We start from the raw sequence: 24172 nt of genomic DNA, 5'->3' as shown, positions 1-24172 counted from the left end.
CGTTCCGCCACCGTTCACCCCTGCGGGTGAATTCCGCGCCCCCACCCTCACAGCCGCTTCACCCCTTTGATCCGCCCCGTCCGCGCGGCCGACCGCTTCGCCGCCTTCATCTTCAGCCCGCTCCCCCGCTGTCCCCCGATCCGCAGCCCGGTCCCGGACGACAGCCACCCGGCGGACACGTCCCGCGCCTTGGAGGCCGAACCCGCCTCGGCGAGCGGGTCGTTGTCGGCACGCCGGGCGAGGAACATCACGGCGGGCACGACGAAGGGCGCGAGCAGCAGGTCGTACAGGGCGGCGCTGAACAGCAGCCCGCCGATCCCGACGTGCCGCGCGGAGGTGTCGCCGACGAGGGCGCCGACCGCCGCGTACAGGAGCGTGGAGCCGATCGCGGAGGCGACGACGACCAGCATCGGGGCGGTCGCCGACTTCAGGCGCCCGGTCTCGGGTTTGATCAGCCCGGCCGCGTACCCGATGACGCTGAGGACGAGGGCGTATCTGCCGGCCGCGTGGTCGGCGGGCGGTGCGAGGTCCGCGAGGAGGCCCGCGCCGAAGCCGATGAGGGCGCCGCTGGTGTGGCCGTAGACCATGGCGAGGCCGAGGACCGTGAGGAGCAGCAGGTCGGGGACGGCGCCGGGGAGGTGGAGCCGGGCCAGGACGCTGACCTGGACGACGAGGGCCACGACGACGAGGGTCGTGGAGAGCAGGATGCGGTTGACGCGCATGGGGGTTTCAGCTCCTACTGCTCTTGCTGCTGTTCGTCCGGCCCGCCCTGGTCCGGTTTCGTCGCTCCCGGCGTCACCGTCACGGTGACCGTCGGTGTGGGGACCGGCCTGGGCTTGGCCGGCAGGACCGTGTCACGCGGGTCCTTCTTCGGGGCCTCGACGACCACCCCCACGATGTCGAGCTTGGTGAAGCTGACGTACGGCGTGACGTACAGCGTGCGCGTGAGGTCGCCGCCGGAGGGGTCGACGCGGGAGACGATCCCGACCGGGACGCCCGGCACGAACGGCTTGTCGGCCTGCGAGCCGAAGGTGACGAGCCGGTCGCCCTTCTTCACCTCGGCCTTGCCGTTGAGGAGTTCGACGCGCAGCGGCCGGTCGCCCTGCCCGGACGCGAACCCGAGCTCGTCGGACGCCTCCATGCGCGTACCGACGGTGAAGTCGGGGTCGTTGGCGAGGAGCACGGTCGACGCGTTGGGCCCGACGGTCGTGACGCGGCCGACGAGGCCGTCGCCGTTCAGTACGGTCATGTCGCGCTGGATGCCGTCCTTGGCGCCGACGTCGATGGTGATCGTCCAGGAGAAGCCCTGGGCCGCTCCTATGGCGATGACCTGCGCGCCCTTGATGCCGTACTGGCCCTCGCCGGCGATCTTCAGCATCTTGTCGAGCTGCGTGAGGCGGCTGCGGTTGCGGTCGTCGCTGCCGAGCTCGGCCTTGAGGGCGGCGTTCTCCTTTTCGAGGGCCGCGAGCCGGTCGTGGCGCTTGCCGGAGTCGCGTACGGCGGAGACCGCGTTGCCGACGGGGTCGACGGCCGAGGCGACGCCGTTCTCGATGGGTCCGAAAACCGTCGCCGCGGCCTGCCGGGCGCCGTCGACCGGAGAGTCCTCACCTCCCCTGATGTCGACCGTGATCAGCGCGAACGAGACGGCGACCAGCAGTACCAGGAGCAGCCGGCTCTCTCGTGTGTCCCTCACGTGCGGCGGCCGTGCCTTCCTCGTAGGAATTGCGGGAATTGGGGAAGCTTATGCCTCTATATCAACGATCCGCCGCACGAGAGGAGTTCGTCTCGTACGGCGGAATCGAAGTGTTACGTCATCTGCGCGGCGCGGCGTCCAGCACCTGCTGGAGCGCCTCGAACTCCTCGACGCACTTGCCGGAGCCGAGCGCGACGCTGTCGAGCGGGTCCTCGGCGATGTGGATCGGCATGCCGGTCTCCCGGCGCAGCCGCTCGTCGAGGCCGCGCAGCAGGGCGCCGCCGCCGGTGAGGACGATGCCGCGGTCCATGATGTCGCCGGACAGTTCGGGCGGGCACTTGTCGAGGGTCGTCTTGACGGCGTCGACGATCGCGTTGACGGGTTCCTCGATCGCCTTGCGGACCTCGCCGGCCGAGATGACGACGGTCTTGGGCAGGCCGGAGACCAGGTCCCGGCCGCGGATCTCGGTGTGTTCGTCGGAGTCGAGGTCGTACGCCGAACCGATCGTGATCTTGATCTGTTCGGCGGTGCGCTCACCGAGGAGGAGGGAGTACTCCTTCTTGATGTGCTGGATGATCGCGTTGTCCAGCTCGTCGCCCGCGACGCGGATCGACTGGGCGGTGACGATGCCGCCGAGCGAGATCACCGCGACCTCGGTGGTGCCGCCGCCGATGTCCACCACCATGTTGCCCGTGGCCTCGTGGACCGGCAGGCCGGAACCGATGGCCGCGGCCATGGGCTCCTCGATGATGTGCACCTGGCGGGCGCCGGCCTGGGTCGACGCCTCGATGACGGCACGGCGCTCGACGCCGGTGATGCCGCTGGGCACGCACACGACGACGCGGGGCCGGGCGAGGTAGCGGCGCTTGTGGATCTTCAGGATGAAGTAGCGCAGCATCCGCTCGGTGATCTCGAAGTCGGCGATGACGCCGTCCTTGAGCGGGCGCACGGCGACGATGTTGCCGGGCGTCCGACCGATCATCTTCTTCGCCTCGGAGCCGACCGCGAGGATCCCACCGGTGTTGGTGTTGATCGCGACCACGGACGGCTCGTTGAGTACGATCCCGCGACCCCTGACGTACACCAGCGTGTTGGCGGTCCCGAGGTCGACAGCCATGTCACGGCCGATGAACGACATTGAGTTCCCCATCAGGATTCGTCTGGCCTTCCCACGAGCTTTTGAGGGCTTTTCAGGACGGCGAAGTGGGTGCGGTGACGTGAAGGCTTACATCGTAGACGCGCCATCACGGACACCGCGCGAGGGTCTTCGCCATTGTCAGCACGTGCCGACCCGCCTCGCTTGTGGAGACGGTCCATCGGGGGCACGCGTTCCCCCGATCGGCACCGCATATGCCGAAGGACGGCCGAAAATGTACGGCCGTCCCCGGACTGACGAACAGACGATCTGACCCGGCGTCAGAAACGTCCACGAAAACTCCCTGAGAGGGAACACCCCCGCGTGCGCGGGGACCACAAAGTTCATGGACGCCGTTGTACGAAGGTCAGGCGCGACCCGGGAAGAACAGCTTGACCTCGCGCTCCGCCGACTCCTCCGAGTCCGAGGCGTGGATCAGGTTCTCCCGGACGATGGTCCCGAAGTCGCCCCGGATCGAGCCCGGCGCGGCGGCGATCGGGTCCGTCGGGCCGGCGAGCTGACGCACACCCTCGATGACCCGCTCGCCCTCGGCGATCAGCGCGACGACCGGACCCGAGGCCATGAACTCCACCAGCGGCTCGTAGAACGGCCGGCCCACGTGCTCCGCGTAGTGCTGCTCCAGGATCCCGCGGTCCAGCGTCCGCAGTTCCAGCGCGGTGATCCGCCAGTCCGCCTTGCGCTCGATACGGCCGATGATCTCGCCGGTCAGGCCACGACGAACGGCGTCGGGCTTGAGGAGGACGAGGGTGCGCTGGCTCACTGAGGGGCTCCTTCGCTGCTGATGTGCGGTGTCACGAGGTTACAGGGCGTGTCGTCGCCGCCGTCACGCAGCGTCAGGTGTAGTGGAGGCCGCCTGCGCGGCGAACCTCGCCCTCGCCTCGTCGACCTTGCGGCCGTAGTGGACCGACGCCCACCACAGGGCCGCGAAGACCGCGCCCATGAAGAACATCAGCGGGACGAAGACCCCGGACACGATCAGCGCGACCTGGAGCGCCCAGCCGAGGGCGATCCCGCCGGGGCGGGTGACGACGCCGCACAGCAGGACGCTGAGGAACATCAGCGTCCCGCACACCGTCCAGACCGTGGCCATCGACAGGTCCGGGTCCTTCATCGCGACCAGGCCCGCGAAGCCGATCAGAAAGAACTCGCCCACCAGCGTCGACGAACAGAGCGTGCGCATCCTCAGCGCCCTCCCAGGAGCACGCGGGCCTCGCCCACGGTGATGACGGAACCGGTGACCAGGACGCCCGCGCCGGAGAACTCGCCGTCCTCCTCGGCCAGGGTGATCGCGGCCTCCAGGGCGTCGGGGAGACGGGGCTCGACCTGGACCCTGTCCTCGCCGAAAATCTCTACGGCAACAGCGGCGAGCGCGTCCGCGTCCATCGCCCGCGCCGTCGAGTTCTGCGTGACCACGATCTCCGCGAAGATCGGCTCGAACGCCTCCAGCAGGCCCCGTACGTCCTTGTCGCCGGCCGCGCCGACCACGCCGATCAGCTTGCTGAAGTCGAAGACCTCGCTGATCGCCTCCGCGGTCACCCGCGCGCCCGCCGGGTTGTGCGCGGCGTCCAGGACGACCGTCGGGGAGCGGCGGACGATCTCCAGCCGGCCCGGGGACGTGACCTTCGCGAACGCCTTGCGGACCACGTCGATGTCGAGGGGCTCCGCGCGGGCCGCGCCGACGCCGAAGAACGCCTCCACCGCGGCCAGGGCCACCGCCGCGTTGTGCGCCTGGTGGGCGCCGTGCAGAGGGAGGAAGACCTCCGGGTACTCGCCGCCGAGGCCGCGCAGGGTCATGAGCTGGCCGCCCACCGCGACCTGCCGCTCCACGACCCCGAACTCCAGGCCCTCCCGCGCGACCGTCGCGTCCACCTCCACCGCGCGCTTCAGCAGGACCTGCGCGGCGTCCACGGGCTGCTGGGAGAGGATCACCGTCGCGTCCTGCTTGATGACGCCGCCCTTCTCGCCCGCGATCTCCGCCGGGGTCGTGCCCAGGCGGTCCGTGTGGTCCAGGGAGATGGGGGTGATCACCGCTACGTCCGCGTCGATCACGTTCGTCGCGTCCCAGGTGCCGCCCATGCCGACCTCGACGACCGCGACGTCCACCGGCGCGTCCGCGAACGCCGCGTACGCCATGCCCGTCAGGACCTCGAAGAAGGAGAGGCGGTACTCCTCCTTCGCGTCCACCATCTCCACGTACGGCTTGATGTCCTCGTACGTCTCGACGAACCGCTCCGCCGAGATGGGGGCGCCGTCCAGGCTGATGCGCTCGGTGATCGACTGCACGTGCGGGGACGTGTACCGGCCCGTGCGCAGCTCGAACGCGCCGAGCAGCGACTCGATCATGCGGGCCGTGGACGTCTTGCCGTTCGTGCCCGTGATGTGGATCGACGGGTACGCGTTCTGGGGCTCCCCCAGCACGTCCATCAGCGCCGCGATCCGCTGTACCGACGGCTCCAGCTTCGTCTCGCCCCAGCGGGTCGCCAGCTCCGTCTCGACACCGCGCAATGCTTTGTCGACCTCGGGGTCGGCGGGGCGACTCGGTACGTCGGCCTCCGGCTGCCCTCCCTGGGTACGCAGCGTCCGGCTCCCCGCCTCGATGACCGCGAGGTCGGGGTCTCGGTCGGTCTCGGCGGCGATGATCTCGTCGAACGGGTCGCTTTGTGTCACGGGGCCAGTCTACGGAGCGCCGCCGACATCGGGTGGGTCCGGGGCGTATCGCCCAGCGAGGTGAACGCCGGGCGCGTCCCCGGGCGTGGCGCGGGCGCGGTCCGCCATTCTCACCGGAGTCCCGTTCATTCCTATTTTCGAGAAAGGAACAGTCATGCGCAGATTCGTCCCCGCGCTGCTGGCCGCGTCCTTCGCCGCGACGACCCTCACCGTGGCGATCGCTCCCCTGGCCTCCGCCTCCGCCGCCGCGGGCTGCCGCTACTACTACACGTCGTACTTCCGCGGCCCCAACGGCGAGACGAAGGGCTCCGGCGAGTACAGCGAGGGCGACCACGACCCCGAGGGCCGCATCTGCCGCAACGGCTGGTGGATGGAAGCCGCCGAGCTGGACGACGGCATGCTCTGACCGTCCGCGCACGACAAGGGCCCCGGTGCTTGCGCAGCGCCGGGGCCCTCCGTGTCGCTCACGCCTGCGGCAGGTTCCCCAGCTGCGTCGTGATGCGGGCGATGTCCGCCTCCGCCTTCGTCAGGCGGGCCTTGATCTTCTCGACCACGTTTTCCGGGGCCTTGCCCACGAACGCCTCGTTGCCGAGTTTCTTCTCGGCCTCGGCCTTCTCCTTCTCCGCCGCGCCCAGGTCCTTCGTGAGGCGCTTGCGCTCGGCCTCGACGTCGATCGTGCCGGAGAGGTCGAGGGCGACCGTCGCGCCGGCCACGGGGAGGGTCGCCGTCGCCGCGAACTCCTCGCCCTCCGGCTGGAGTCGGAGGAGCTGGCGGATGGCGGCCTCGTGGGCCACCAGAGGCGTGCCGTCGAGAGACAGGCGGGCCGGGACCTTCTGGCCGTCCTTGAGGCCCTGGTCCTTGCGGAAGCGGCGGACCTCGGTGACGACCTGCTGGACGAGGGCGATCTCCTGCTCGGCGGCGTCGTCGCGGAAGCCCCCCGGTGCGTCAGCACCAGGAACAGACACAGTGGCGGGCCAGTCCGCCGTGACCAGCGTTTCGCCGCCGGTCAGCGTCGTCCACAGGGTGTCGGTGACGAACGGGATCACCGGGTGCAGGATGCGCAGCATGACGTCCAGGACCTCGCCCAGGACGCGCGCCGAGACCCTCGCCTGGTCGCCGCCCGCGAAGAACGTCGGCTTGGACAGCTCGACGTACCAGTCGAAGACCTCGTCCCACGCGAAGTGGTAGAGGGCCTCGCTGAGCTTGGCGAACTGGAAGTCGTCGTAGAAGGCGTCGACTTCGGCGACGGTCTTGTCGAGGCGGGAGAGGATCCAGCGGTCGGTGGCGGAGAGCTGCTCGGCCGGCGGGAGGTCGCCCTCGACGGTCGCGCCGTTCATGAGGGCGAACCGCGTCGCGTTCCACACCTTGTTGGTGAAGTTGCGGGACGCCTGGACCCAGTCCTCGCCGATGGGGACGTCCGCGCCGGGGTTGGCGCCCTTGGCGAGGGTGAAGCGGACGGCGTCGGAGCCGTACTTGTCCATCCAGACCAGAGGGTCGACGGCGTTGGGGTTGGACTTGGACATCTTCTTGCCGAACTCGTCCCGGACGAGGCCGGTGAGCGCGATCGTCTTGAAGGGGGCCTCGCCGTCCATGGCGTACAGGCCGAACATCATCATCCGGGCGACCCAGAAGAAGATGATGTCGTGGCCGGTGAGCAGGACGTCGGTCGAGTAGAACTTCTCCAGGTCGGGCGTCTTCTCGGGCCAGCCGAGGGTGGAGAAGGGCCACAGGCCGGAGGAGAACCAGGTGTCGAGGACGTCGGAGTCCTGGGTCCAGCCCTCGCCGGTGGGCGGCTGTTCGTCGGGGCCGACGCAGACGACCTCGCCCTCGGGGCCGTACCAGATCGGGATGCGGTGGCCCCACCAGAGCTGGCGCGAGATGCACCAGTCGTGCATGTTGTCGACCCAGTCGAAGTACCGCTTCGACATGTCCTCGGGGTGGATGGCGACGCGCCCGTCCCGGACGGCGTCCCCGGCGGCCTGCGCGAGGGGCGCGACCTTGACCCACCACTGCATGGACAGACGCGGTTCGACGGTCGTCTTGCAGCGCGAGCAGTGGCCCACGGAGTGCATGTACGGCCGCTTCTCGGCGACGATCCGCCCCTGCTCCTTGAGCGCGCCGACGACGGCGGAGCGCGCCTCGAAGCGGTCGAGGCCGAGGAAGGGGCCGTGGACGGTGATCACGCCGCGCTCGTCCATGACCGTCATGTTCGGCAGGTCGTGCCGGCGGCCGATCTCGAAGTCGTTCGGGTCGTGCGCCGGGGTCACCTTGACGGCGCCGGTGCCGAACTCGGGGTCGACGTGGGTGTCGGCCACGACCGGGATCGTGCGGTCGGTCAGCGGGAGCTTGATGTGCTTGCCGACGAGGTGCTTGTACCGCTCGTCGTCGGGGTGGACGGCGACGGCCGTGTCGCCGAGCATCGTCTCCGCGCGGGTCGTGGCGACGACGAGGCTGTCCTCGCCCTCGCCGTACCGGATGGAGACCAGCTCGCCGGCGTCCTCCTGGTACTCGACCTCGATGTCCGAGATGGCGGTCAGGCAGCGCGGGCACCAGTTGATGATGCGCTCGGCCCGGTAGATCAGCTCGTCGTCGTAGAGGCGCTTGAAGATGGTCTGGACGGCCTTGGAGAGGCCCTCGTCCATGGTGAAGCGCTCGCGGGACCAGTCGACGCCGTCGCCGAGGCGGCGCATCTGGCCGAGGATCTTGCCGCCGTACTCGTCCTTCCACTGCCACACGCGCGCGGTGAACTCCTCGCGCCCGAGGTCGTGGCGGGACTTGCCCTCCTCGGCGAGCTGCTGCTCGACCTTGTTCTGGGTGGCGATGCCCGCGTGGTCCATGCCGGGCAGCCACAGGGACTCGAAGCCCTGCATGCGCTTGCGGCGGGTGAGCGCGTCCATCAGCGTGTGCTGGAAGGCGTGGCCCAGGTGCAGGGAGCCGGTGACGTTCGGCGGGGGGATGACGATCGTGTACGGCGGCTTGTCGCTGGACGCGTGCGCCTCGAAGTAACCGCGCTCCACCCAGCGCTCGTACAGCGGCCCCTCTACCTCGGCCGGCGCGTACTGGGTCGGCAGGTCGGTGGCGGGCGCTGTGTGCTGCTGAGAGTTCTCGGTCACGCGCCAAGTTTAAAGGGGTCCCGGGACTGTCCAGAACTCGATTGTTCTGTAACGGGGCACACCCCGATGCCAGGAGTTCCCTGTGTCTGGGCCAGGATGACAGGAGCACATAAAACATCTGGAGGGGAACCCAGGATGAGCAACAACCAGCCGGGTCCGTACGGCGGTCAGCCGCAGCAGTCCGGTCCGTACGGCCAGCCCGGCCCGTACGGCCAGCCGCAGGCGCCGCAGCCCGGCTACGGGTACCCCCAGGGTGGTGTGCCGCCGCAGGCCAACCCCTACAACCAGCCCACCCAGCCGATGGGCCAGGTCCCGCAGGCGCCGTACGGGCAGGCTCCGTACGGGCAGCAGCCCCCTTACGGCGCTCCCCCGATGCAGCAGCCGCCCGCCCCCGCCGGGAAGAAGAAGCGCGCCGGGCTGATCGTCGGGGTCGCCGCCGTGGTCGTGGCGCTCGCGGTCGGCGCATACGTCGTGACGCAGGGCGAGAGCGACAGCGGCGGGCTGGAGAACGACGGCGCGCACCGGCTCGACACCCCGGCGACGGTCGTCACCGACTACAAGCGGGTCGGCAAGGGCGGCGAGACGTCCGACGCGGAGACCGTCAAGTACCTCCAGACCAGCGGCGTCAAGGGCGGCAAGGCCGTCCTCGGGCAGTGGTCGACGGCCGACTTCGGCGACTACGACCCGCAGAACCCCGACCCGGCCGATCTCCCGTCGCGGGCCGAGCTGTTGACCGCGCGCGGGGTGACGCTGCTGGGCGGCTACGGCGAGATAGCCGACCCGCAGTCGACGCTCGACAAGTACTTCGTCGCCATCACCGCGCAGATCGACGCGAACAACAAGAAGATCGAGGCGGGCGGCGCGTCCTCCGGCGGCGCCTCCAAGACGACGCTCCAGGGGCAGCCGGAGCAGGTCGACATGGACGGCGCGGTGGCCAAGTGCCAGGCCGCCTCCAGCGTCAACTCCCTGACGAAGAAGGTCTCCACGGACTGGTTCTGCGTCTGGGCCGACTACAGCACGGTCGGCATGGTCTCCCCCGGCGACAACACGAAGAGCATCGACAAGGCCACGGCCGTGGACATGACCGGCAAGCTGCGCAAGGAAGTTCGCGTCAAGCTCTGAGGGTGTTCAGTACGTCGATGAGGGGCCCGGAATCGATTCCGGGCCCCTCATCGACGTAACTGTCAAAGCTCTACGCGGACTTCTGCTCCCCCGGCCCGCGGCCGCCGCGCGAATCCCTCGGGATCAGCGTCGGGTTGACGTTGGAGAGGACGACGTCGGCGGTGATGACGACACGTGCCACGTCCTTGCGGGACGGGACCTCGTACATCACGCCCTGGAGGACTTCCTCCATGATGGCGCGCAGGCCGCGGGCGCCGGTCTGGCGCAGGATCGCCTGGTCGGCGATGGCTTCGAGGGCCTCGCGCTCGAAGTCCAGCTCCACGCCGTCGAGTTCGAAGAGGCGCTGGTACTGCTTGACCAGGGCGTTGCGGGGCTCGATGAGGATCTGGAGGAGGGCCTCGCGGTCCAGGTTGTGGACCGAGGTGATGACGGGGAGGCGGCCGATGAACTCGGGGATCATGCCGAACTTGACGAGGTCCTCGGGCATGACCTCCCCGAACTGGTCCTTCGACTGGAGTTCGAGCTTGGAGCGGATCGTCGCGCCGAAGCCGATGCCCTTGGCGCCCGCGCGGGCCTCGATGATCTTCTCCAGTCCGGCGAAGGCGCCGCCCACGATGAACAGGACGTTCGTCGTGTCGATCTGGATGAACTCCTGGTGCGGGTGTTTACGGCCGCCCTGCGGGGGCACCGAGGCGGTCGTGCCCTCCAGGATCTTCAGCAGGGCCTGCTGGACGCCCTCGCCGGAGACATCGCGGGTGATCGACGGGTTCTCGCTCTTGCGGGCGACCTTGTCGATCTCGTCGATGTAGATGATCCCCGTCTCGGCCTTCTTGACGTCGTAGTCGGCCGCCTGGATCAGCTTCAGGAGGATGTTCTCGACGTCCTCGCCGACGTACCCGGCCTCGGTCAGCGCCGTCGCGTCCGCGATCGCGAACGGGACGTTCAGCATGCGCGCGAGGGTCTGGGCGAGGAGGGTCTTGCCCGAGCCGGTGGGGCCGAGCAGGAGGATGTTGGACTTCGCGAGCTCGATGGCGTCCTCGCGGCTCTGGCCGCCGCCGTTCTCACCGGCCTGGACGCGCTTGTAGTGGTTGTACACCGCTACCGAGAGGGCCTTCTTCGCGGCCTCCTGGCCGACGACGTACCCCTCCAGGAACTCGTAGATCTCGCGGGGCTTGGGGAGTTCCTCCCAGCGCACCTCGCTCGTCTCGGCGAGCTCCTCCTCGATGATCTCGTTGCAGAGATCGATGCACTCGTCGCAGATGTACACACCAGGCCCTGCGATGAGCTTCTTGACCTGCTTCTGGCTCTTGCCGCAGAACGAGCACTTGAGCAGATCGCCGCCGTCACCGATGCGTGCCACGGTGTGCTTCCCCTTCGCCATGGGAGACGCCTGGACGCTACGAGTCCAGCGGCTCCTGGTGCTGCCTTATGTCGACGGTACCTTGCCTGACCCCCCGTTCGGGTCCCCCTTGGCACGGTTCACTTTGACGTGGACCGTGTCAAACCGTGCCAAGGGGCGGCAGACGGATTCGCCCGCGCGTCAACGAATGGACGCGTTGTTCATCTTGCGGGTGGAGATGATCTGGTCCACGAGGCCGTACGCGAGCGCGTCCTCGGCGGTCAGGATCTTGTCGCGCTCGATGTCCTCGCGGATCTTCTCGATCGGCGTGGTCGAGTGCTTGGCCAGCATGTCCTCCAGCTGCGCGCGCATGCGGAGGATCTCATTGGCCGCGATCTCCAGGTCGGAGACCTGGCCCCGGCCCGTCTCGCTGTAGGGCTGGTGGATCAGGACGCGGGCGTTCGGCAGGGCCATGCGCTTGCCGGGGGTGCCGGCGGCGAGCAGGATCGCGGCGGCGGAGGCCGCCTGGCCCATGCAGACCGTCTGGATGTCCGGCTTCACGAACTGCATCGTGTCGTAGATCGCGGTGAGCGCGGTGAACGAGCCGCCGGGGCTGTTGATGTAGACCGAGATGTCGCGGTCCGGGTCCATCGACTCCAGGCACAGGAGCTGCGCCATGACGTCGTTGGCGGACGCGTCGTCGATCTGCACGCCGAGGAAGATGACCCGCTCCTCGAAGAGCTTCGCGTACGGGTCGTACTCGCGGATGCCCTGCGAGGTGCGCTCGACGAAGCGGGGGATCACGTAGCGGGACTCGGCCTTCGGGCCGGTGTACTCGGCCTGGGCACGGTCGTACAGTCCGCTGCCGGGAAAGCTGTTCACGGTGTCTCCTGAGAAGGCTGTGCTGGGCGGTGGCTGGTGGGTGGGGCGGACGGGCGTGGTCGGGGGTCGGGGCGGGGTCCTGCGGGGCTTCACGGGCGGGTCTCCGCGGGTCCTGACGGACTCGCGGGGGCCCTGACGGTCCGGCGGTTCCCTGCGGGGCCCTGGGGGCTCGCCGGGTTCCTACGGGTCCGGCGGGGCCTGCGGGCCCTGGGGGCTCGCCGGGTTCCTGCCGGGTCCCCCGGGCCGACGGACTCGCCGGGTCCTCTCGGGCCCTGACCGGTCCGGCGGGCCCTCGGGGTCACGGGGCCCTCGCGGGTCCTGCGGCCCTCCGGAGCCCTCGGGAGGCTCTGCCGGGCCACGAGAGCCTCCGGGCCCCTCTCGGGGCTCCAGCGGGCTCTGCGGGACTTCGGGGTCCTGCGGGGCCTCGGGCCGGGGCCGCCTCGCGGGGCCCGTCCCAGGGGTGGGTCCGCGCGGGGCGTTCCCTCGCCGGTTCCGGAGCCGTCCGGCCGGTCCCTTCCGGGGGCGGCCCTTCCGGCTGCCCACCGCAGGCTCCCGAGCCCTTCGGGCCCCGGTCCCCTGAGGTTCCGAACCATCCGGACCTGTCCCCTCGCGGGTCCCGGACCCGTCCGGTTCGGTCCCTCCGAGGTTCCGTTCCGGCCTGGAGTTCCGAACCCGTCCGGTCCCCCGAGGATTCCGAGCCGTCCGGCTCGGCCACGAGGTTCCGGGCCGGCTCCTGCGGGCCGCGAGCCTTGCGGGTCCATGGCCCCGTCGGGTTCCGGAGCCCGTGAGGCTCTGGACCTTCCGGAGGTCCGGACCCTCCAGGGCTCGTCGGCCTCCGAGTCCGGCGCCGTGGGGATTCGGACCCCTTCGGACCGGTCCCGGGGGACCTCGCAGGGCCCGGGTGGGGGCGCCGGCTCTGTCGAACCCGGCCCCGGCAAGTCCCGTCTCCCTGGGTGACCCCCGGAGGGCTACGCTCCGGTGCCGCCGCCGCCCGGCATGCCGGCGGCTGTGGCGATGACGTCGTCGATGAGGCCGTAGTCCTTGGCCTCGTGGGCGTCGAACCAGCGGTCTCGGTCGGAGTCGCGGGTGATCTGTTCGACGGACTGGCCGGTGTGGAGGGAGGTCAGCTCGGCCATGCGCTTCTTGGTGTGCAGGAGGCGCTCGGCGTGGATCTTGATGTCCGAGGCCGAGCCGGCGAGGCCGGCGGACGGCTGGTGGATCAGGATCTCGGCGTTCGGGAGCGCGAAGCGCTTGCCGGGGGTGCCCGCGCTGAGCAGGAACTGACCCATGGAGGCGGCGAGGCCCATCGCGATCGTCACGACGTCGTTCTTGATGAACTGCATCGTGTCGTAGATCGCCATGCCCGCGGTGATGGAGCCGCCGGGGCTGTTGATGTAGAGGTTGATGTCCTTGGCGGGGTCCGCGGCAGCCAGCAGCAGCAGCTGCGCGGTGATCCGGTTCGCGATGTCGTCGTCCACCGGCTGGCCGAGGAAGATGATCCGCTCGTTGAGCAGTCGATTGTAGACATGGTCGCCGAGGCCACCGCCGATGGAGGGCTCACCGGCGGCGGAGGGCATCAGATTCGTCACGTATCCACCTGCTCGTCTTACGACGGCGCCGGGCCGTCTCACGTTTCCCTGCGAGGGCCTCCGGCGGTTCAGCCGATAACGCAGGCCCTCTATCCATGGACCCTAACGCGCGGGTCCGTTCGGGGAATCCCGCAATGGTTGCTGTTCGCCGGGGGCGTAGACCGGCGAACAGGAGACGACCGAAAACGAACAACGAACCCCGGGTCCGAAAGGACCCGGGGTTCGTCGTCAGCGTGCTGCCGATCAGGCGTCGGCCTTCTCGTCGGCCTTCTCCTCGGAAGCGGCCTCGGCGGCGGCCTCCTCGCCCTCTTCCTCTTCCTCGTCGTCCAGGTCGATGACCTCGCCGTTGGTGTCCTTCACCGTGGCGGACTCGACGACCAGGGCCAGAGCCTTGCCGCGGGCGACCTCGCCGACGAGCAGCTGGACCTGGTTGCCCTCGACGACGGCCTGCGCGAACTGGTCGGGGGACATGCCGGAGGAGGCGGCGCGGCGCATGAGGTGCTCGGTCAGCTCCTCCTGGTTCACGGAGAGCTTCTCGCGCTTGGTCAGCTCGTCGAGGACGAACTGGGTCTTGATGCCCTTGACCGCGGCGTCACGGGTCTCGGTGTCGAACTCCTCGGCGGTCTTGCCCTGGAGCTCCAGGTACTTGTCGAGGTCGAGGCCCATCTGCGGGAGCTGGTGGTGCTCCAGGTTGTGCTTGCGGGTGTTGATCTCCTCTTCGAGGAGCTTCTCGGGCACCGGCACCTCGACGATGTCGAGGAGCTTCTCCAGGACGCGCTCCTGCGCCTGCGTGGCCTGGTCGTACTGCTTCATGTTCTCCAGGCGCTTGCGGCTGTCCGCCCTCAGCTCCTCCAGCGTGTCGAACTCGGAGGCGAGCTGCGCGAACTCGTCGTCCAGCTCGGGGAGTTCACGCGCGGCGACCTGGGTGACCTTGACGGTGACCTCGGCCTCCTTGCCCGCACCGGTGCCGCCCTTCAGCTCGGAGCCGAAGGTGGCCTCGCCGCCGGCCTCCAGGCCCTTGACGGCGTCGTCGATGCCGTCGAGGAGCTCGCCGGAGCCGATGGTGTAGGAGACGCCGGACGCGATGCCGTCCTCCAGCACCTCGCCGTCGACCTTGGCCTCCAGGTCGACGGTGACGACGTCGCCGTCCTCGGCGGCGCGCTCCACCGGGGAGGTGGAGGCGAAGCGCTCACGGAGCTGCTCGACCGACTTCTCGACGTCCTCGTCGGTGACCTCGACGGCGTCGACCTCGACCTCGATGGAGGAGAAGTCCTCGGGGAGCTCAAGGGCGGGGCGGACGTCGACCTCGGCGGTGAAGTTCAGCGTCTCGCCGTCCTTCAGCTCGGTGATGTCGACCTCGGGCTGGCCCAGGACGCTCAGCTCGGCCTCGTTCACGGCGTCGGTGTAGAACTTCGGGAGGGCGTCGTTGACGGCCTCCTCCAGCACCGCACCGCGGCCGAAGCGCTGGTCGATGACCCGGGCCGGGATCTTGCCCTTGCGGAAGCCCTTGACCGTGACCTGCTGGTTGATCTTCTTGTACGCCGCGTCGAGGCTGTCCTTGAGCTCCTCGAAGGGCACCTCGACAGTGAGCCGAACCCGAGTCGGGTTCAGGGTCTCCACGGCGCTCTTCACGGTTCGGTCTCCTTGGTGGCTGACTTCTTGGATTCCGCCGGGACCTCGATTGGTCCGGCCGATCGCCGCCCGGAGACTTCCAGAGAGTGAGAGACACGGGCGTGCAGCCTGCATAGTAACCGCAGCCGCCGAGGCGCCCCAAAGCCGATCACCGGCGTGATCGCGTACATGGTCGGGGTAGCGGGATTTGAACCCACGGCCTTCCGCTCCCAAAGCGGACGCGCTACCAAGCTGCGCCATACCCCGTGCTGGTGCGACACGTAGGGTACATGCCCGGACGCGGTCCGGCTGCCGCATTGCGCGGGTGCGCGGGAGCGTTCGCCGGGGGCGGTGGAAGGGGTGTGCGGTGGAGGGGGATCAGCCGCTACGATGCTCTTGTGTCGCGGGCTTCTCTGACCTGCGGCGCACTGTGTGCGGGCGTAGCTCAATGGTAGAGCCCCAGTCTTCCAAACTGGCTACGCGGGTTCGATTCCCGTCGCCCGCTCTCTTCAACGGCCCGAGCCGGACCGGAGGTTGATCCTTCGAGTCCGGCTCTTGTCGTTCTCGGAAGTCTCAGAAATTGATGTCGGCGATCGCCTTCGTGATCGAGTCCATGAGGTCGTTTATCGTCGGCGCTAGGCCGGTCGAGGCGAGGAAGAAGCCGAAGAGGACCGCGACGACGGCGGGGCCGCCCTTGATGCTTCCGCTCCGGATCATGACCACCAGGACGATCGCCAACAACAGCACCACTGACAGAGAAATGGCCATGACTGATCACACGCCCTAGGTCGGTTCGCTCTCCCGAGACCATCGTGCCACCAACAGGCGCATGTCATGCGGGGTGTTGCCCACCAACTGGTGACGAGCGAGTGAGCAGGGAAACGACGATCGCGTCGAAGAGTCCGTTCTGTACGGCCTTGTCGATACCGCCCTCGGACATGCGCTCGGCCCGCAGCAGCGCGGTCGCGGCGCGTACGGCGTCGGCGGGCCGGAGCCCTCCGTCGTCCGGGAGTTCGGGCCAGGGCCACTCGGTCCAGCGGTGTTCCGGGGTGACCGCGCCGAGTTCGTACAGGGCGGCGACGACCCTCCACAGGGGCTCGCTGTACTTCGGGTACGCGACCTGGATCGCCCCGCTCGGCGACCTCTCCCCGCCGCCCCACTCGACCCTGCGGTCCGCGTCGGTGAGCGCGTCGTACGCCTCCCTCAACTCCCGCCACTCGTCGGCGCCTTGGGGGCTCAGTTCGGCGAGGAGGCGGTGGTCGTCGGAGTCCTCGACACGGTGCGCGAGGCGCTGCACGGCGTCCAGGGCGGCCGCGCCGCGGACCTCGCCCGCGCCCGGTTCGCGACTCAACTCGGCGAGCAGGAGCAGGGGTTGGACGCCGGGGCGCTCGCCGGCGTCGTAGAGCTTCTTGGCCCATTCCTCGGCGAGGTCGTGGACGGCGGTGCTGTGGGCTCTGCGGTGGAGCCAGCCGGTCTCGGCGCGGGTGTGGTCGGCCCAGGTGTAGCCGGCGGTCTCGCCGGTGGGGGCGGTGACGGGGAAGTACCAGACGGGGTGGCGGGGGTCGGGGAGGCCGGTGGGCGGCCTGGGCATGCGGTGTCCTTCCGGGTGGGCGGGGTTTCGTGCGGGCGGGTCGGCGCGGTCGGGCGGGCGGGGCTCGGGCGGGCGGGGCTCGGGCGGGTGTGCCCGGTCGGGCGGATGCTCGGGCGGGTGTGCCCGGTCGGGCGGATGCTCGGGCGGGTGTGCCCGGTCGGGCGGATGCTCGGGCGGGTGTGCTCGCTCATGGCTGTGCGCTCGTCCGGTGTGCGTTCGTGCCGGCCTGCTCGTCCGGTGTGCGCGGCCCCGCTCGGCCGGCCCGTTCGCCGGGGTCAGAAGCGGACCGACGATGCCGTGGGGCCCTCTCGGCAGACCAGGAGGAGGGCTCGGTCGTCGTTGACGTCCTTCGCGACGGCCTCGATCAGGTGCCAGGCGGCGCCCTGGAAGCCGCCGGCGACGTAGCGGTCGGCCTCGCCCGTCAGGCGGTCTATGCCCTCGACGATGTCGCGGTCGGAGGTTTCCACGAGGCCGTCGGTGAAGAGCATCAGGACGTCGCCGGGGCGCAGGGAGCCCTTCACGGGGTCGAACTGGGCGCCCTCGTAGACGCCGAGGAGGGGGCCTTCCGCTGCCTTCTCCTCCCAGCGGCCGCTGCCCGCGCTGAGCTGGAGGCCCGGGGGGTGGCCCGCGGAGTACAGCTCGTAGTCGCCGGAGTCGAGGTCGAGGACGAGGTGGATGGAGGTCGCGAAGCCCTCGTCCCAGTCCTGGCGCAGGAGGTAGCCGTTGGCGGCGGGGAGGAAGGCGTGCGGGGGCAGGGAGCCGAGGAGGCCGCCGAAGGCGCCGGACAGGAGGAGGGCGCGCGAGCCGGCGTCCATGCCCTTGCCCGATACGTCCGTGAGGACGACCTCCATCGTGCGGCCGCCGTTGGTCCGCGCCGCCACCACGAAGTCGCCGGAGAAGGACTGGCCGCCCGCCGGGCGCAGCGCCATCTCGCGGTGCCAGCCCGGCGGCAGCTTCGGGAGCTTGCTCTGGACGCGGATGCGTTCGCGCAGGTCGAAGAGCATCGTGCCGCCCCGTCTCCACGGGACGCCGACCCGGCTGCGGAACTGGGCGATCAGCAGGCCGAAGAAGCCGCATGCCGCGACGACCAGGACCACGCCGGGGGTGACCCGGGACGGGCCTTCCGTGTACGGGCCCAGCTGGACCGACTCGATGATCAGGGCCGTCGCCGCCGCCGCGTACAGCGCGAGCAGGCTGGAGGGGCGCAGCAGGAGGCCGCCGGCCACGATCGGGAGGACCAGGGCCGCCGGGGAGAACCACACCGAGTTCGCGAGCGTGGCCATCATGATGACCGGGACGGTGAGCAGGAGGCCGGCCAGGGCGATCCAGTCGGAGCCGTCGCCGCGGAAGTAGTCGACCGCGCTTCGGCGCAGGCCGGTGCGGACCCGGTGCATGAGATGCCGCAACCGGGCCGTGAACGTCTCGGCTTCCGCGCGCCGCTGTCGTCCTGCTGCCATTAGTTCGGGACCCTATCCATCCAACCCGCCGCTTGGCACGGGAGGTCCCACTTGTCCCCCGTCCGAGGTTCGGCCTCCAAGTGAACTTCATGGAAAGCCGTTCGGGGGCGGAGAGGGCGAAATTCGATCGGTCGTCCCGGGTTGGGGCGATACGGGTGTGTCACGCGGTTTGGCAGGTCGGGCACCAGAAGAGGTTGCGGGCGGAGAGGTCCGCCGTGCGGACCGGGGTCGTACAGAGGTGGCAGGGCTGGTTCGTGCGGCGGTAGACGTAGACCTCGCCGCCGTGGTCGTCCACCCTCGGGGGGCGGTTCATCGCCTCGGGGGTGTGCTCGGGGCGGACCGTGTCGATGCGGTTGTTCTTCACGCCCTCGCGCATCAGGTCCACCAGGTCCGTCCAGATCCCGGTCCACTCGTCCCGGGTGATGTCCCTGCCCGGCCGGTACGGGTCGATGCCGTGGCGGAACAGGACCTCCGCGCGGTAGACGTTCCCGACGCCCGCGATGATCTTCTGGTCCAGGAGGAGGGCCGCGATCGTCGTACGGCTGCGGTGGATCCGTTCGTACGCCGCCGCGGGGTCCGCGTCCTCGCGGAGGGGGTCGGGGCCGAGGCGGGCGTGTATCGCGCGCTTCTCCTCCGGGGTGACCAGGGCGCAGGTCGTGGGGCCCTTGAGGTCGACGTACGCGGTGGTGCTCGTCAGGCGCAGGCGGGTCGTGTCCGTGGGCGGGGGTGCGGGGGCGCTGCCGAAGGTCACCTTGCCGAAGAGGCCGAGGTGGATGTGGATCCAGTGGTCGGCCTCGAAGGCGAGGAAGAGGTGTTTGCCGTGGGCCTCGGTGGAGGTGAGGCGGGTGCGGGTGAGGAGGGCCGCGGAGTCGGAGAACTTGCCCTGGGGGCTGGTGACTTCGGGGGTGGAGTGCTGGAAACGGGCCGCGTAGTCCTGTGCCAGGCGGTGGATCGTGTGGCCTTCCGGCACGGTGCTGCCTCTCCTCGTGGGTGGGGATTTTCCTCGCCCCCGCCGCCCCTACCCGTCCCATCCTTTGAAGGGGCTCCGCCCCTTCGACCCCGTTCGGCCCTAAGGGCCTCGTCCTCAAGCGCCGGACGGGCTGGATGGTGCGGACCGGCGTTGAGAGGGGCCGGCTGGCGTTGAGAAGGGCCGGCCCCTGCTCGTTCTACTGCTGCGGGTGGTGGGCCGGGATCTCCGGGAGGTCGCCCGTCGTCTCGTAGGACGTCAGCATGTCGATGCGGCGGATGTGGCGTTCGTCACCGGAGAAAGGGGTCGCGAGGAAGGTTTCCACGAACTTCGTGGCCTCGTCCTGGGTGTGCATGCGGGCGCCGACCGCGATGACGTTCGCGTTGTTGTGCTGGCGGCCGAGGGAGGCGGTCTCCTCGCTCCAGGCGAGGGCCGCCCGGACGCCCTTGACCTTGTTCGCGGCGATCTGCTCGCCGTTGCCGGAGCCGCCGATGACGATGCCCAGGGAACCTTCGTCGGAGGCGGTGCGTTCGGCTGCACGGAGGCAGAAGGGCGGGTAGTCGTCCTGGGCGTCGTAGATGTGGGGGCCGCAGTCGACGGGGTCGTGGCCGGCTGCCTTCAGCCAGTCGACGAGGTGGTTCTTGAGTTCGAAGCCGGCATGGTCGGAGCCTAGGTACACGCGCATGGGACGAGTGTGACATGCGGGTTGCGGGCGGTCGGCGCGGGTAGGCGGGCGGCGTCAGGTCGGCAACTCGACGAAATGTCGAGGACACCGATGTCACCGATCCTTAATGGCGGGTACACGCAGCACGCCACCTCCGTTTCACTGGCCGCCAGCACCCGCACCCCGCTCCCCTCCCCCACGCCGCGCAAAGGACGTCCCCCATGACTTCGCCCCCGACTCTCTCGAAGGCGCCCGAAAACCCGCAGGAACCCGGCCCCGGCCTGCAGGCGGGGCTGAAGAACCGGCACCTGTCGATGATCGCGATCGGCGGGGTGATCGGCGCCGGCCTGTTCGTCGGCTCCAGCACCGGTATCGCGACGGCCGGCCCCGGCATCCTCCTGTCGTACGCGCTCGTCGGCACGCTCGTGGTGCTGGTGATGCGGATGCTGGGCGAGATGTCGGCGGCGAACCCGACGTCGGGCTCGTTCTCGGCGCACGCGGACCGCGCGCTCGGCCCGTGGGCGGGGTTCACGATCGGCTGGCTGTACTGGTTCTTCTGGGTCGTGGTGCTGGCGGTGGAGGCGACGGCCGGGGCGAAGATCCTGGAGTCGTGGATCCCGGCCGTCCCGCAGTGGGGCTGGGCGCTGATCGTGATGGTGGTGCTGACGGCGACGAACGTGGTCTCCGTCGGCTCGTACGGCGAGTTCGAGTTCTGGTTCGCGGGGATCAAGGTCGTCGCGATCGGCGCGTTCATCGTGATCGGCGGGCTCGCGGTGTTCGGGGTGCTGCCGGGCGTGGACAGCGACAAGGCGGGGCTCGGGAACCTCACGGACCACGGCGGCTTCCTGCCGAACGGCGCCGGCGCGATCCTCACCGGCGTCCTGCTCGTCGTCTTCTCCTTCATGGGCAGCGAGATCGCCACCCTGGCGGCGGGCGAGTCGGAGAACCCGCAGCGGGCGGTCACGAAGTCGACGAACAGCGTCATCTGGCGGATCGCGGTGTTCTACCTGGGCTCGATCTTCGTGGTGGTGACGCTGCTGCCGTGGAACGACCCGTCGATCAAGGAGGAGGGTTCGTACGTCGCGGCCCTGGACTCCCTCGGGATCGCGCACGCCGGGCAGATCATGAACTTCATCGTGCTGACGTCGGTGCTGTCCTGCCTCAACTCCGGTCTGTACACGGCCTCCCGGATGGCGTTCTCGCTCGGGCAGCGCGGGGACGCGCCGCAGGCGTTCGCGCGGACCACCTCGCGGGGCGTGCCGCTGGCGGCGATCCTGGCGTCCGTGGTGTTCGGGTTCGTCGCGGTGTTCTTCAACTACGCCTACCCCGACTCGGTGTTCCTCTTCCTCGTCAACTCCAGTGGCGCGGTCGCCCTGTTCGTGTGGCTGGTCATCTGCTTCTCGCAGCTGCGGATGCGGAAGATCATCCAGGCGGAGTCGCCGGAGAAGCTCGTCGTGAAGATGTGGCTGTACCCGTATCTGACCTGGGCCACGGCCGGGTTGATCGTCTTCGTGCTCGGCTACATGCTGACCGACACCGAGCACGACGGGCGTACGACGGTGCTGCTGTCGCTGCTCGTCGCGGCGGGCGTGCTGGCCGTGGCGGTGGTGAAGCAGCGGCTGCGCTCGCGGGACAGCGTCACAGCACGGTGAAGCTCGCCTTCACCTCCTCGTAGACCTTGAGGGCACTCTCCTCCACGCCCGGCCTGTACCACGTGTTGACCTGGAACGACTTGCCGTCCTGGTCGAACCCGAGCAGCCGGGCGTGCCAGGGGGTGCCCTTCAGCGTGAACGTGTACTCCCACACGACCGCCGGATTGCCCCTGAACTCCGTCTCCTCCAGGCGGAGTTTGCGGTAGTCCTGGCCACGGTGCGCGTCCAGCTCGGACTTGCGCCACGAGTCGATCAACGTGCCGCGCGCGAGGGCGGACTTGGCGAGGAGTTCCTGCGTGCCGTCGGGGGACGTGTAGTGGACCTCGGCGCCCGTCTTCACGTCCCGCCGCCAGCCCGCCGGGGTCTTCCAGGCGTAGCCGCCGGCTTCCTCGCGGGTGCCGGGGGGTGGGGTGCGGGGGCGGGCGGTGCCTTCAACTGTGGGTGTGGGGGTGGGAGTCGGGGTCGCGCCGGTCGCCTTGTCGGGGGTGCCGCCGCCGGAGGTGAGGAGGATCGCGGTGACGACAATCGCGACGACTGCGGCTACTCCGGCCGCCGCCAGGGCTGTTGTACGGCGATGGCGGGGCGGTTCCTGAGCTGCGGCGGGCGGCGGGACGAAGGGCGGGGGCGAGATGGGCGGGGGTGTGGTGGGCGGACGGGAGAGCGGCGTGGTCGTGAGGTCGGGCGAGGGCGTCGCGGCGAGCAACTCGGCCTGGAGCGCCGCCTCTTGGGACTCCCGCGTCGCCCAGGACACCTCCCCGGACCCGGGTTCGAACCCCACCCGTACCGTCGGCGTCGGTTCCGGGAACGCCACCCTGCGCAACTCCGTCTCCAGCTCGGCGAGGTCCGGCCGGACCTCGGGTTCCTTCTCCAGCAGCCGTCCCAGCACCCCGGCCAACTCCCCCGCCCCGTCCGGGAGTCGGGGTTCCTCGTACAGCACCGCGTGCAGCGTCGCCATCGTCGTGTCGCGCGCGAACGGCGAGTGGCCGGCGAGCGCCGCGCACAGCGTCGCCCCCACCGACCAGATGTCGGACGGCGGTCCCTGGGGGCGGCCGGAGATGCGCTCGGGGGCCATGTAGTCGGGGGAGCCGACGAGCATGCCGACCATCGTGAGCGCCTTCGCGTCCTGGATCGCCGCGATGCCGAAGTCGGTGAGGACGACCCGCTCGCCGTCGCCCTCGACCAGGACGTTCCCGGGTTTGATGTCGCGGTGCAGGACGCCCCGCGCGTGGACCTGCTGGAGCGCGGCGACCAGTCCGAGGCCGACCCGCGCGGCGGCGACCGGGCCGAGCGGGCCCTCCTCGACGGTCGCCCGCTCCAGGGACCGGCCGCGCACCAACTCCATGACGATCCACAGGAGTTCGCCCTCGTCGACGACGTCGTAGACGCGGACCACGTTGGGGTGGTCGATGCGGGCGGTCGCGCGGGCCTCGCGCAGGGTGCGTTCGCGGCGGGTTCTGGTGTCCTCCGCGTCCGAGCCGTCGATGCGTATTTCCTTCACCGCGACCAGGCGGTCGAGTATTTCGTCGGCGGCCCGCCACACCCGCCCCATTCCCCCCTGACCGATACTCTCGACCAATCGATAACGCCCGGCCACCAAAAGCCCGGGAACACCGCCGCTGCTGCTGTTCCTCGGCAATCCACTGCTCCCTTTCACCGGCCGTACCACCGGAAACACAATGGTCACACTTCGGGCCGTACCAGCATAGTGGCGAGAAATCTTGTGGTACCTCTTCAAGTACCGCGAATTCACGCGCGGTATCAGGGGGAGCGAAAGAGGGGGACGGACATGAGTTCTCGACACGGTACGGCTGCCGCCGGTGCCGCCGTCGCGGCCGGGCTGGTCGCGCTGCTGGTCCTGGCACCGCAGGCCGGTGCGGACGAGGGGCCGGGCAGCGGTAAGGGGGGCAAGGCGGTCGATCCCGCGCCGGCCGGCGTCAAACTGACCACGACACTTCCCGAACGCATCTCGGTCGACAACAGCAGCAACAAAACCTCGCTCACCGCCACCGTGAAGAACGAGGGCACGAAGGAGAGCGGAAACATCAGGCTCTGGGTCGTCGGATTCGACGGCCTTTCGATCAACAGCGTCGAAGGCTGCACGCAGATCGAGAAAGGAAACCTCCCCGAGGGCTCGAACAGCGGTTTCAACTGCCCGATAGACAACTTGGCGGCAGGCGCAACAAAGTCGTACGCGGTGTCGGCCACCTACGACCTCAAGAAGCAGGGCAAGATCTGCCTCCCCGTCCAATCACCCGACGGCAAAAAGACGTACTGGCAACAGGGCCCGGTCCCCTTCGGCTCCTCCAACCCGTCCCCCAACGCCCCCGCGACCCCCCTCCTCCTGGGCACGGACAACAACCCGGTGACCCCGGGGGCGGACCAACTGCCCAACACGGGGCCGGCAGATGAACTGCTCCCGCTGGGAGCGGCGGGGGCGGCACTCCTGGCGGCGGGCGCGGCGGGCATTTGGTGGTCGCAGCGTCGGCGCACGCGGTAACGAGGAAACGCAGCAGAGGCTCGCGAGCACGAACTCGCGAGCCTCTCAAGCCTGGGGAACCGTCGATCTTTTAGGGGCGCGGGACTGTATCGATTTGCGGCTCCGCCGCGCGGGCGCGACCAGCCCTCGCCCCACTCACAGCGGGCGACCACCATCGATCCTTTAGAGGCGC

The 24172-nt window shown here is 69.6% G+C and carries 21 protein-coding genes and 2 tRNA genes; 5 read left to right on the top strand and 18 right to left on the bottom strand.

Annotation, left to right across the window (positions count from 1 at the left end; genetic code table 11):
- Positions 1-47: 47 nt before the first annotated feature.
- From mreD to folC, 6 genes are all read right to left on the bottom strand, one after another.
- Entirely contained in the window at positions 48-722 is a 675-nt protein-coding gene (gene mreD / locus ACLZOT_RS35550) for a rod shape-determining protein MreD (RefSeq protein ID WP_416973273.1), read from the bottom strand.
- 14 nt (positions 723-736) lie between these two features.
- Positions 737-1693: a rod shape-determining protein MreC gene (gene mreC / locus ACLZOT_RS35545; protein ID WP_416973272.1), complete on the bottom strand. Its 957-nt coding sequence runs from the start codon at positions 1691-1693 to the stop codon at positions 737-739.
- Between the two features lie 118 nt (positions 1694-1811).
- On the bottom strand, positions 1812-2831 hold the full coding sequence (locus tag ACLZOT_RS35540; protein ID WP_416973271.1) for a rod shape-determining protein: 1020 nt from the start codon (positions 2829-2831) through the stop codon (positions 1812-1814).
- A gap of 364 nt (positions 2832-3195) precedes the next feature.
- On the bottom strand, positions 3196-3609 hold the full coding sequence (gene ndk / locus ACLZOT_RS35535; protein ID WP_416973270.1) for a nucleoside-diphosphate kinase: 414 nt from the start codon (positions 3607-3609) through the stop codon (positions 3196-3198).
- A 63-nt stretch (positions 3610-3672) separates the two neighbouring features.
- Positions 3673-4029 (bottom strand): DUF4233 domain-containing protein, encoded by a 357-nt coding sequence (locus tag ACLZOT_RS35530; protein WP_416973269.1) that lies wholly within the window; start codon positions 4027-4029, stop codon positions 3673-3675.
- Between the two features lie 2 nt (positions 4030-4031).
- Positions 4032-5516, bottom strand: a complete 1485-nt coding sequence (folC, locus tag ACLZOT_RS35525; RefSeq protein WP_416973268.1) for a bifunctional tetrahydrofolate synthase/dihydrofolate synthase — start codon at positions 5514-5516, stop codon at positions 4032-4034.
- Between the two features lie 154 nt (positions 5517-5670).
- Here folC and ACLZOT_RS35520 point away from each other — a divergent pair, with 154 nt between their 5' ends.
- Entirely contained in the window at positions 5671-5922 is a 252-nt protein-coding gene (locus tag ACLZOT_RS35520; protein ID WP_416973267.1) for a hypothetical protein, read from the top strand.
- A gap of 58 nt (positions 5923-5980) precedes the next feature.
- Here the strand turns inward: ACLZOT_RS35520 and ACLZOT_RS35515 are convergent, their stop codons facing one another.
- Positions 5981-8629 carry a valine--tRNA ligase gene (locus tag ACLZOT_RS35515; RefSeq protein WP_416973266.1) on the bottom strand — a complete coding sequence of 883 codons (2649 nt, stop codon included), beginning with the start codon at positions 8627-8629 and terminating at the stop codon, positions 5981-5983.
- A 135-nt stretch (positions 8630-8764) separates the two neighbouring features.
- Between ACLZOT_RS35515 and ACLZOT_RS35510 the strand changes: the two genes are divergently transcribed.
- Positions 8765-9751 carry a hypothetical protein gene (locus tag ACLZOT_RS35510; protein WP_416973265.1) on the top strand — a complete coding sequence of 329 codons (987 nt, stop codon included), beginning with the start codon at positions 8765-8767 and terminating at the stop codon, positions 9749-9751.
- Between the two features lie 70 nt (positions 9752-9821).
- On the opposite strand, the gene clpX is transcribed toward ACLZOT_RS35510, so the two are convergent.
- The 5 genes from clpX to ACLZOT_RS35485 all read right to left on the bottom strand — a co-directional run bounded on the left by clpX (position 9822) and on the right by ACLZOT_RS35485 (position 15439).
- The gene (clpX, locus tag ACLZOT_RS35505; RefSeq protein WP_416973264.1) at positions 9822-11111 is read right to left on the bottom strand and encodes an ATP-dependent Clp protease ATP-binding subunit ClpX; all 1290 of its coding nucleotides are present in this window, start codon (positions 11109-11111) and stop codon (positions 9822-9824) included.
- 180 nt (positions 11112-11291) lie between these two features.
- A complete protein-coding gene (locus ACLZOT_RS35500; RefSeq protein ID WP_416973263.1) occupies positions 11292-11972 on the bottom strand; it encodes an ATP-dependent Clp protease proteolytic subunit in 681 nt (226 codons plus the stop codon).
- 968 nt (positions 11973-12940) lie between these two features.
- Positions 12941-13561, bottom strand: a complete 621-nt coding sequence (locus tag ACLZOT_RS35495) for an ATP-dependent Clp protease proteolytic subunit (RefSeq protein ID WP_416973262.1) — start codon at positions 13559-13561, stop codon at positions 12941-12943.
- Between the two features lie 243 nt (positions 13562-13804).
- The gene (gene tig, locus ACLZOT_RS35490) at positions 13805-15193 is read right to left on the bottom strand and encodes a trigger factor (RefSeq protein ID WP_416973261.1); all 1389 of its coding nucleotides are present in this window, start codon (positions 15191-15193) and stop codon (positions 13805-13807) included.
- 169 nt (positions 15194-15362) lie between these two features.
- Positions 15363-15439: transfer RNA gene (locus tag ACLZOT_RS35485), tRNA-Pro, on the bottom strand.
- Positions 15440-15606: 167 nt separating this feature from the next.
- Between ACLZOT_RS35485 and ACLZOT_RS35480 the strand changes: the two genes are divergently transcribed.
- A tRNA-Gly gene (locus tag ACLZOT_RS35480) sits at positions 15607-15677 on the top strand.
- 68 nt (positions 15678-15745) lie between these two features.
- On the opposite strand, the gene ACLZOT_RS35475 is transcribed toward ACLZOT_RS35480, so the two are convergent.
- The 5 genes from ACLZOT_RS35475 to ACLZOT_RS35455 all read right to left on the bottom strand — a co-directional run bounded on the left by ACLZOT_RS35475 (position 15746) and on the right by ACLZOT_RS35455 (position 19872).
- A complete protein-coding gene (locus ACLZOT_RS35475; protein ID WP_416973260.1) occupies positions 15746-15940 on the bottom strand; it encodes a hypothetical protein in 195 nt (64 codons plus the stop codon).
- 64 nt (positions 15941-16004) lie between these two features.
- On the bottom strand, positions 16005-16763 hold the full coding sequence (locus tag ACLZOT_RS35470) for a DUF6508 domain-containing protein (RefSeq protein WP_416973259.1): 759 nt from the start codon (positions 16761-16763) through the stop codon (positions 16005-16007).
- 275 nt (positions 16764-17038) lie between these two features.
- Positions 17039-18220, bottom strand: a complete 1182-nt coding sequence (locus ACLZOT_RS35465; RefSeq protein WP_416973258.1) for a PP2C family protein-serine/threonine phosphatase — start codon at positions 18218-18220, stop codon at positions 17039-17041.
- Between the two features lie 160 nt (positions 18221-18380).
- On the bottom strand, positions 18381-19190 hold the full coding sequence (locus ACLZOT_RS35460; protein ID WP_416973257.1) for an Fpg/Nei family DNA glycosylase: 810 nt from the start codon (positions 19188-19190) through the stop codon (positions 18381-18383).
- 196 nt (positions 19191-19386) lie between these two features.
- On the bottom strand, positions 19387-19872 hold the full coding sequence (locus ACLZOT_RS35455) for a ribose-5-phosphate isomerase (protein WP_416973256.1): 486 nt from the start codon (positions 19870-19872) through the stop codon (positions 19387-19389).
- 200 nt (positions 19873-20072) lie between these two features.
- Here ACLZOT_RS35455 and ACLZOT_RS35450 point away from each other — a divergent pair, with 200 nt between their 5' ends.
- The gene (locus ACLZOT_RS35450) at positions 20073-21503 is read left to right on the top strand and encodes an amino acid permease (protein WP_416973255.1); all 1431 of its coding nucleotides are present in this window, start codon (positions 20073-20075) and stop codon (positions 21501-21503) included.
- On the opposite strand, the gene ACLZOT_RS35445 is transcribed toward ACLZOT_RS35450, so the two are convergent.
- A complete protein-coding gene (locus ACLZOT_RS35445; RefSeq protein WP_416973254.1) occupies positions 21490-23052 on the bottom strand; it encodes a serine/threonine-protein kinase in 1563 nt (520 codons plus the stop codon). The two genes, ACLZOT_RS35450 and ACLZOT_RS35445, sit on opposite strands and share 14 nt — an antisense overlap.
- 237 nt (positions 23053-23289) lie before the next feature.
- On the opposite strand from ACLZOT_RS35445, the gene ACLZOT_RS35440 reads away from it, so the two are divergent.
- Positions 23290-24000: an LPXTG cell wall anchor domain-containing protein gene (locus tag ACLZOT_RS35440; protein WP_416973253.1), complete on the top strand. Its 711-nt coding sequence runs from the start codon at positions 23290-23292 to the stop codon at positions 23998-24000.
- Positions 24001-24172: the final 172 nt, after the last annotated feature.

It is taken from the genome of Streptomyces sp. 4F14 (assembly GCF_048159485.1).
Lineage (GTDB): Bacteria > Actinomycetota > Actinomycetes > Streptomycetales > Streptomycetaceae > Streptomyces.
The sequence above is the reverse complement of the archived record's forward strand: the minus strand, read 5'-3'. Positions and strand labels throughout refer to the sequence as shown.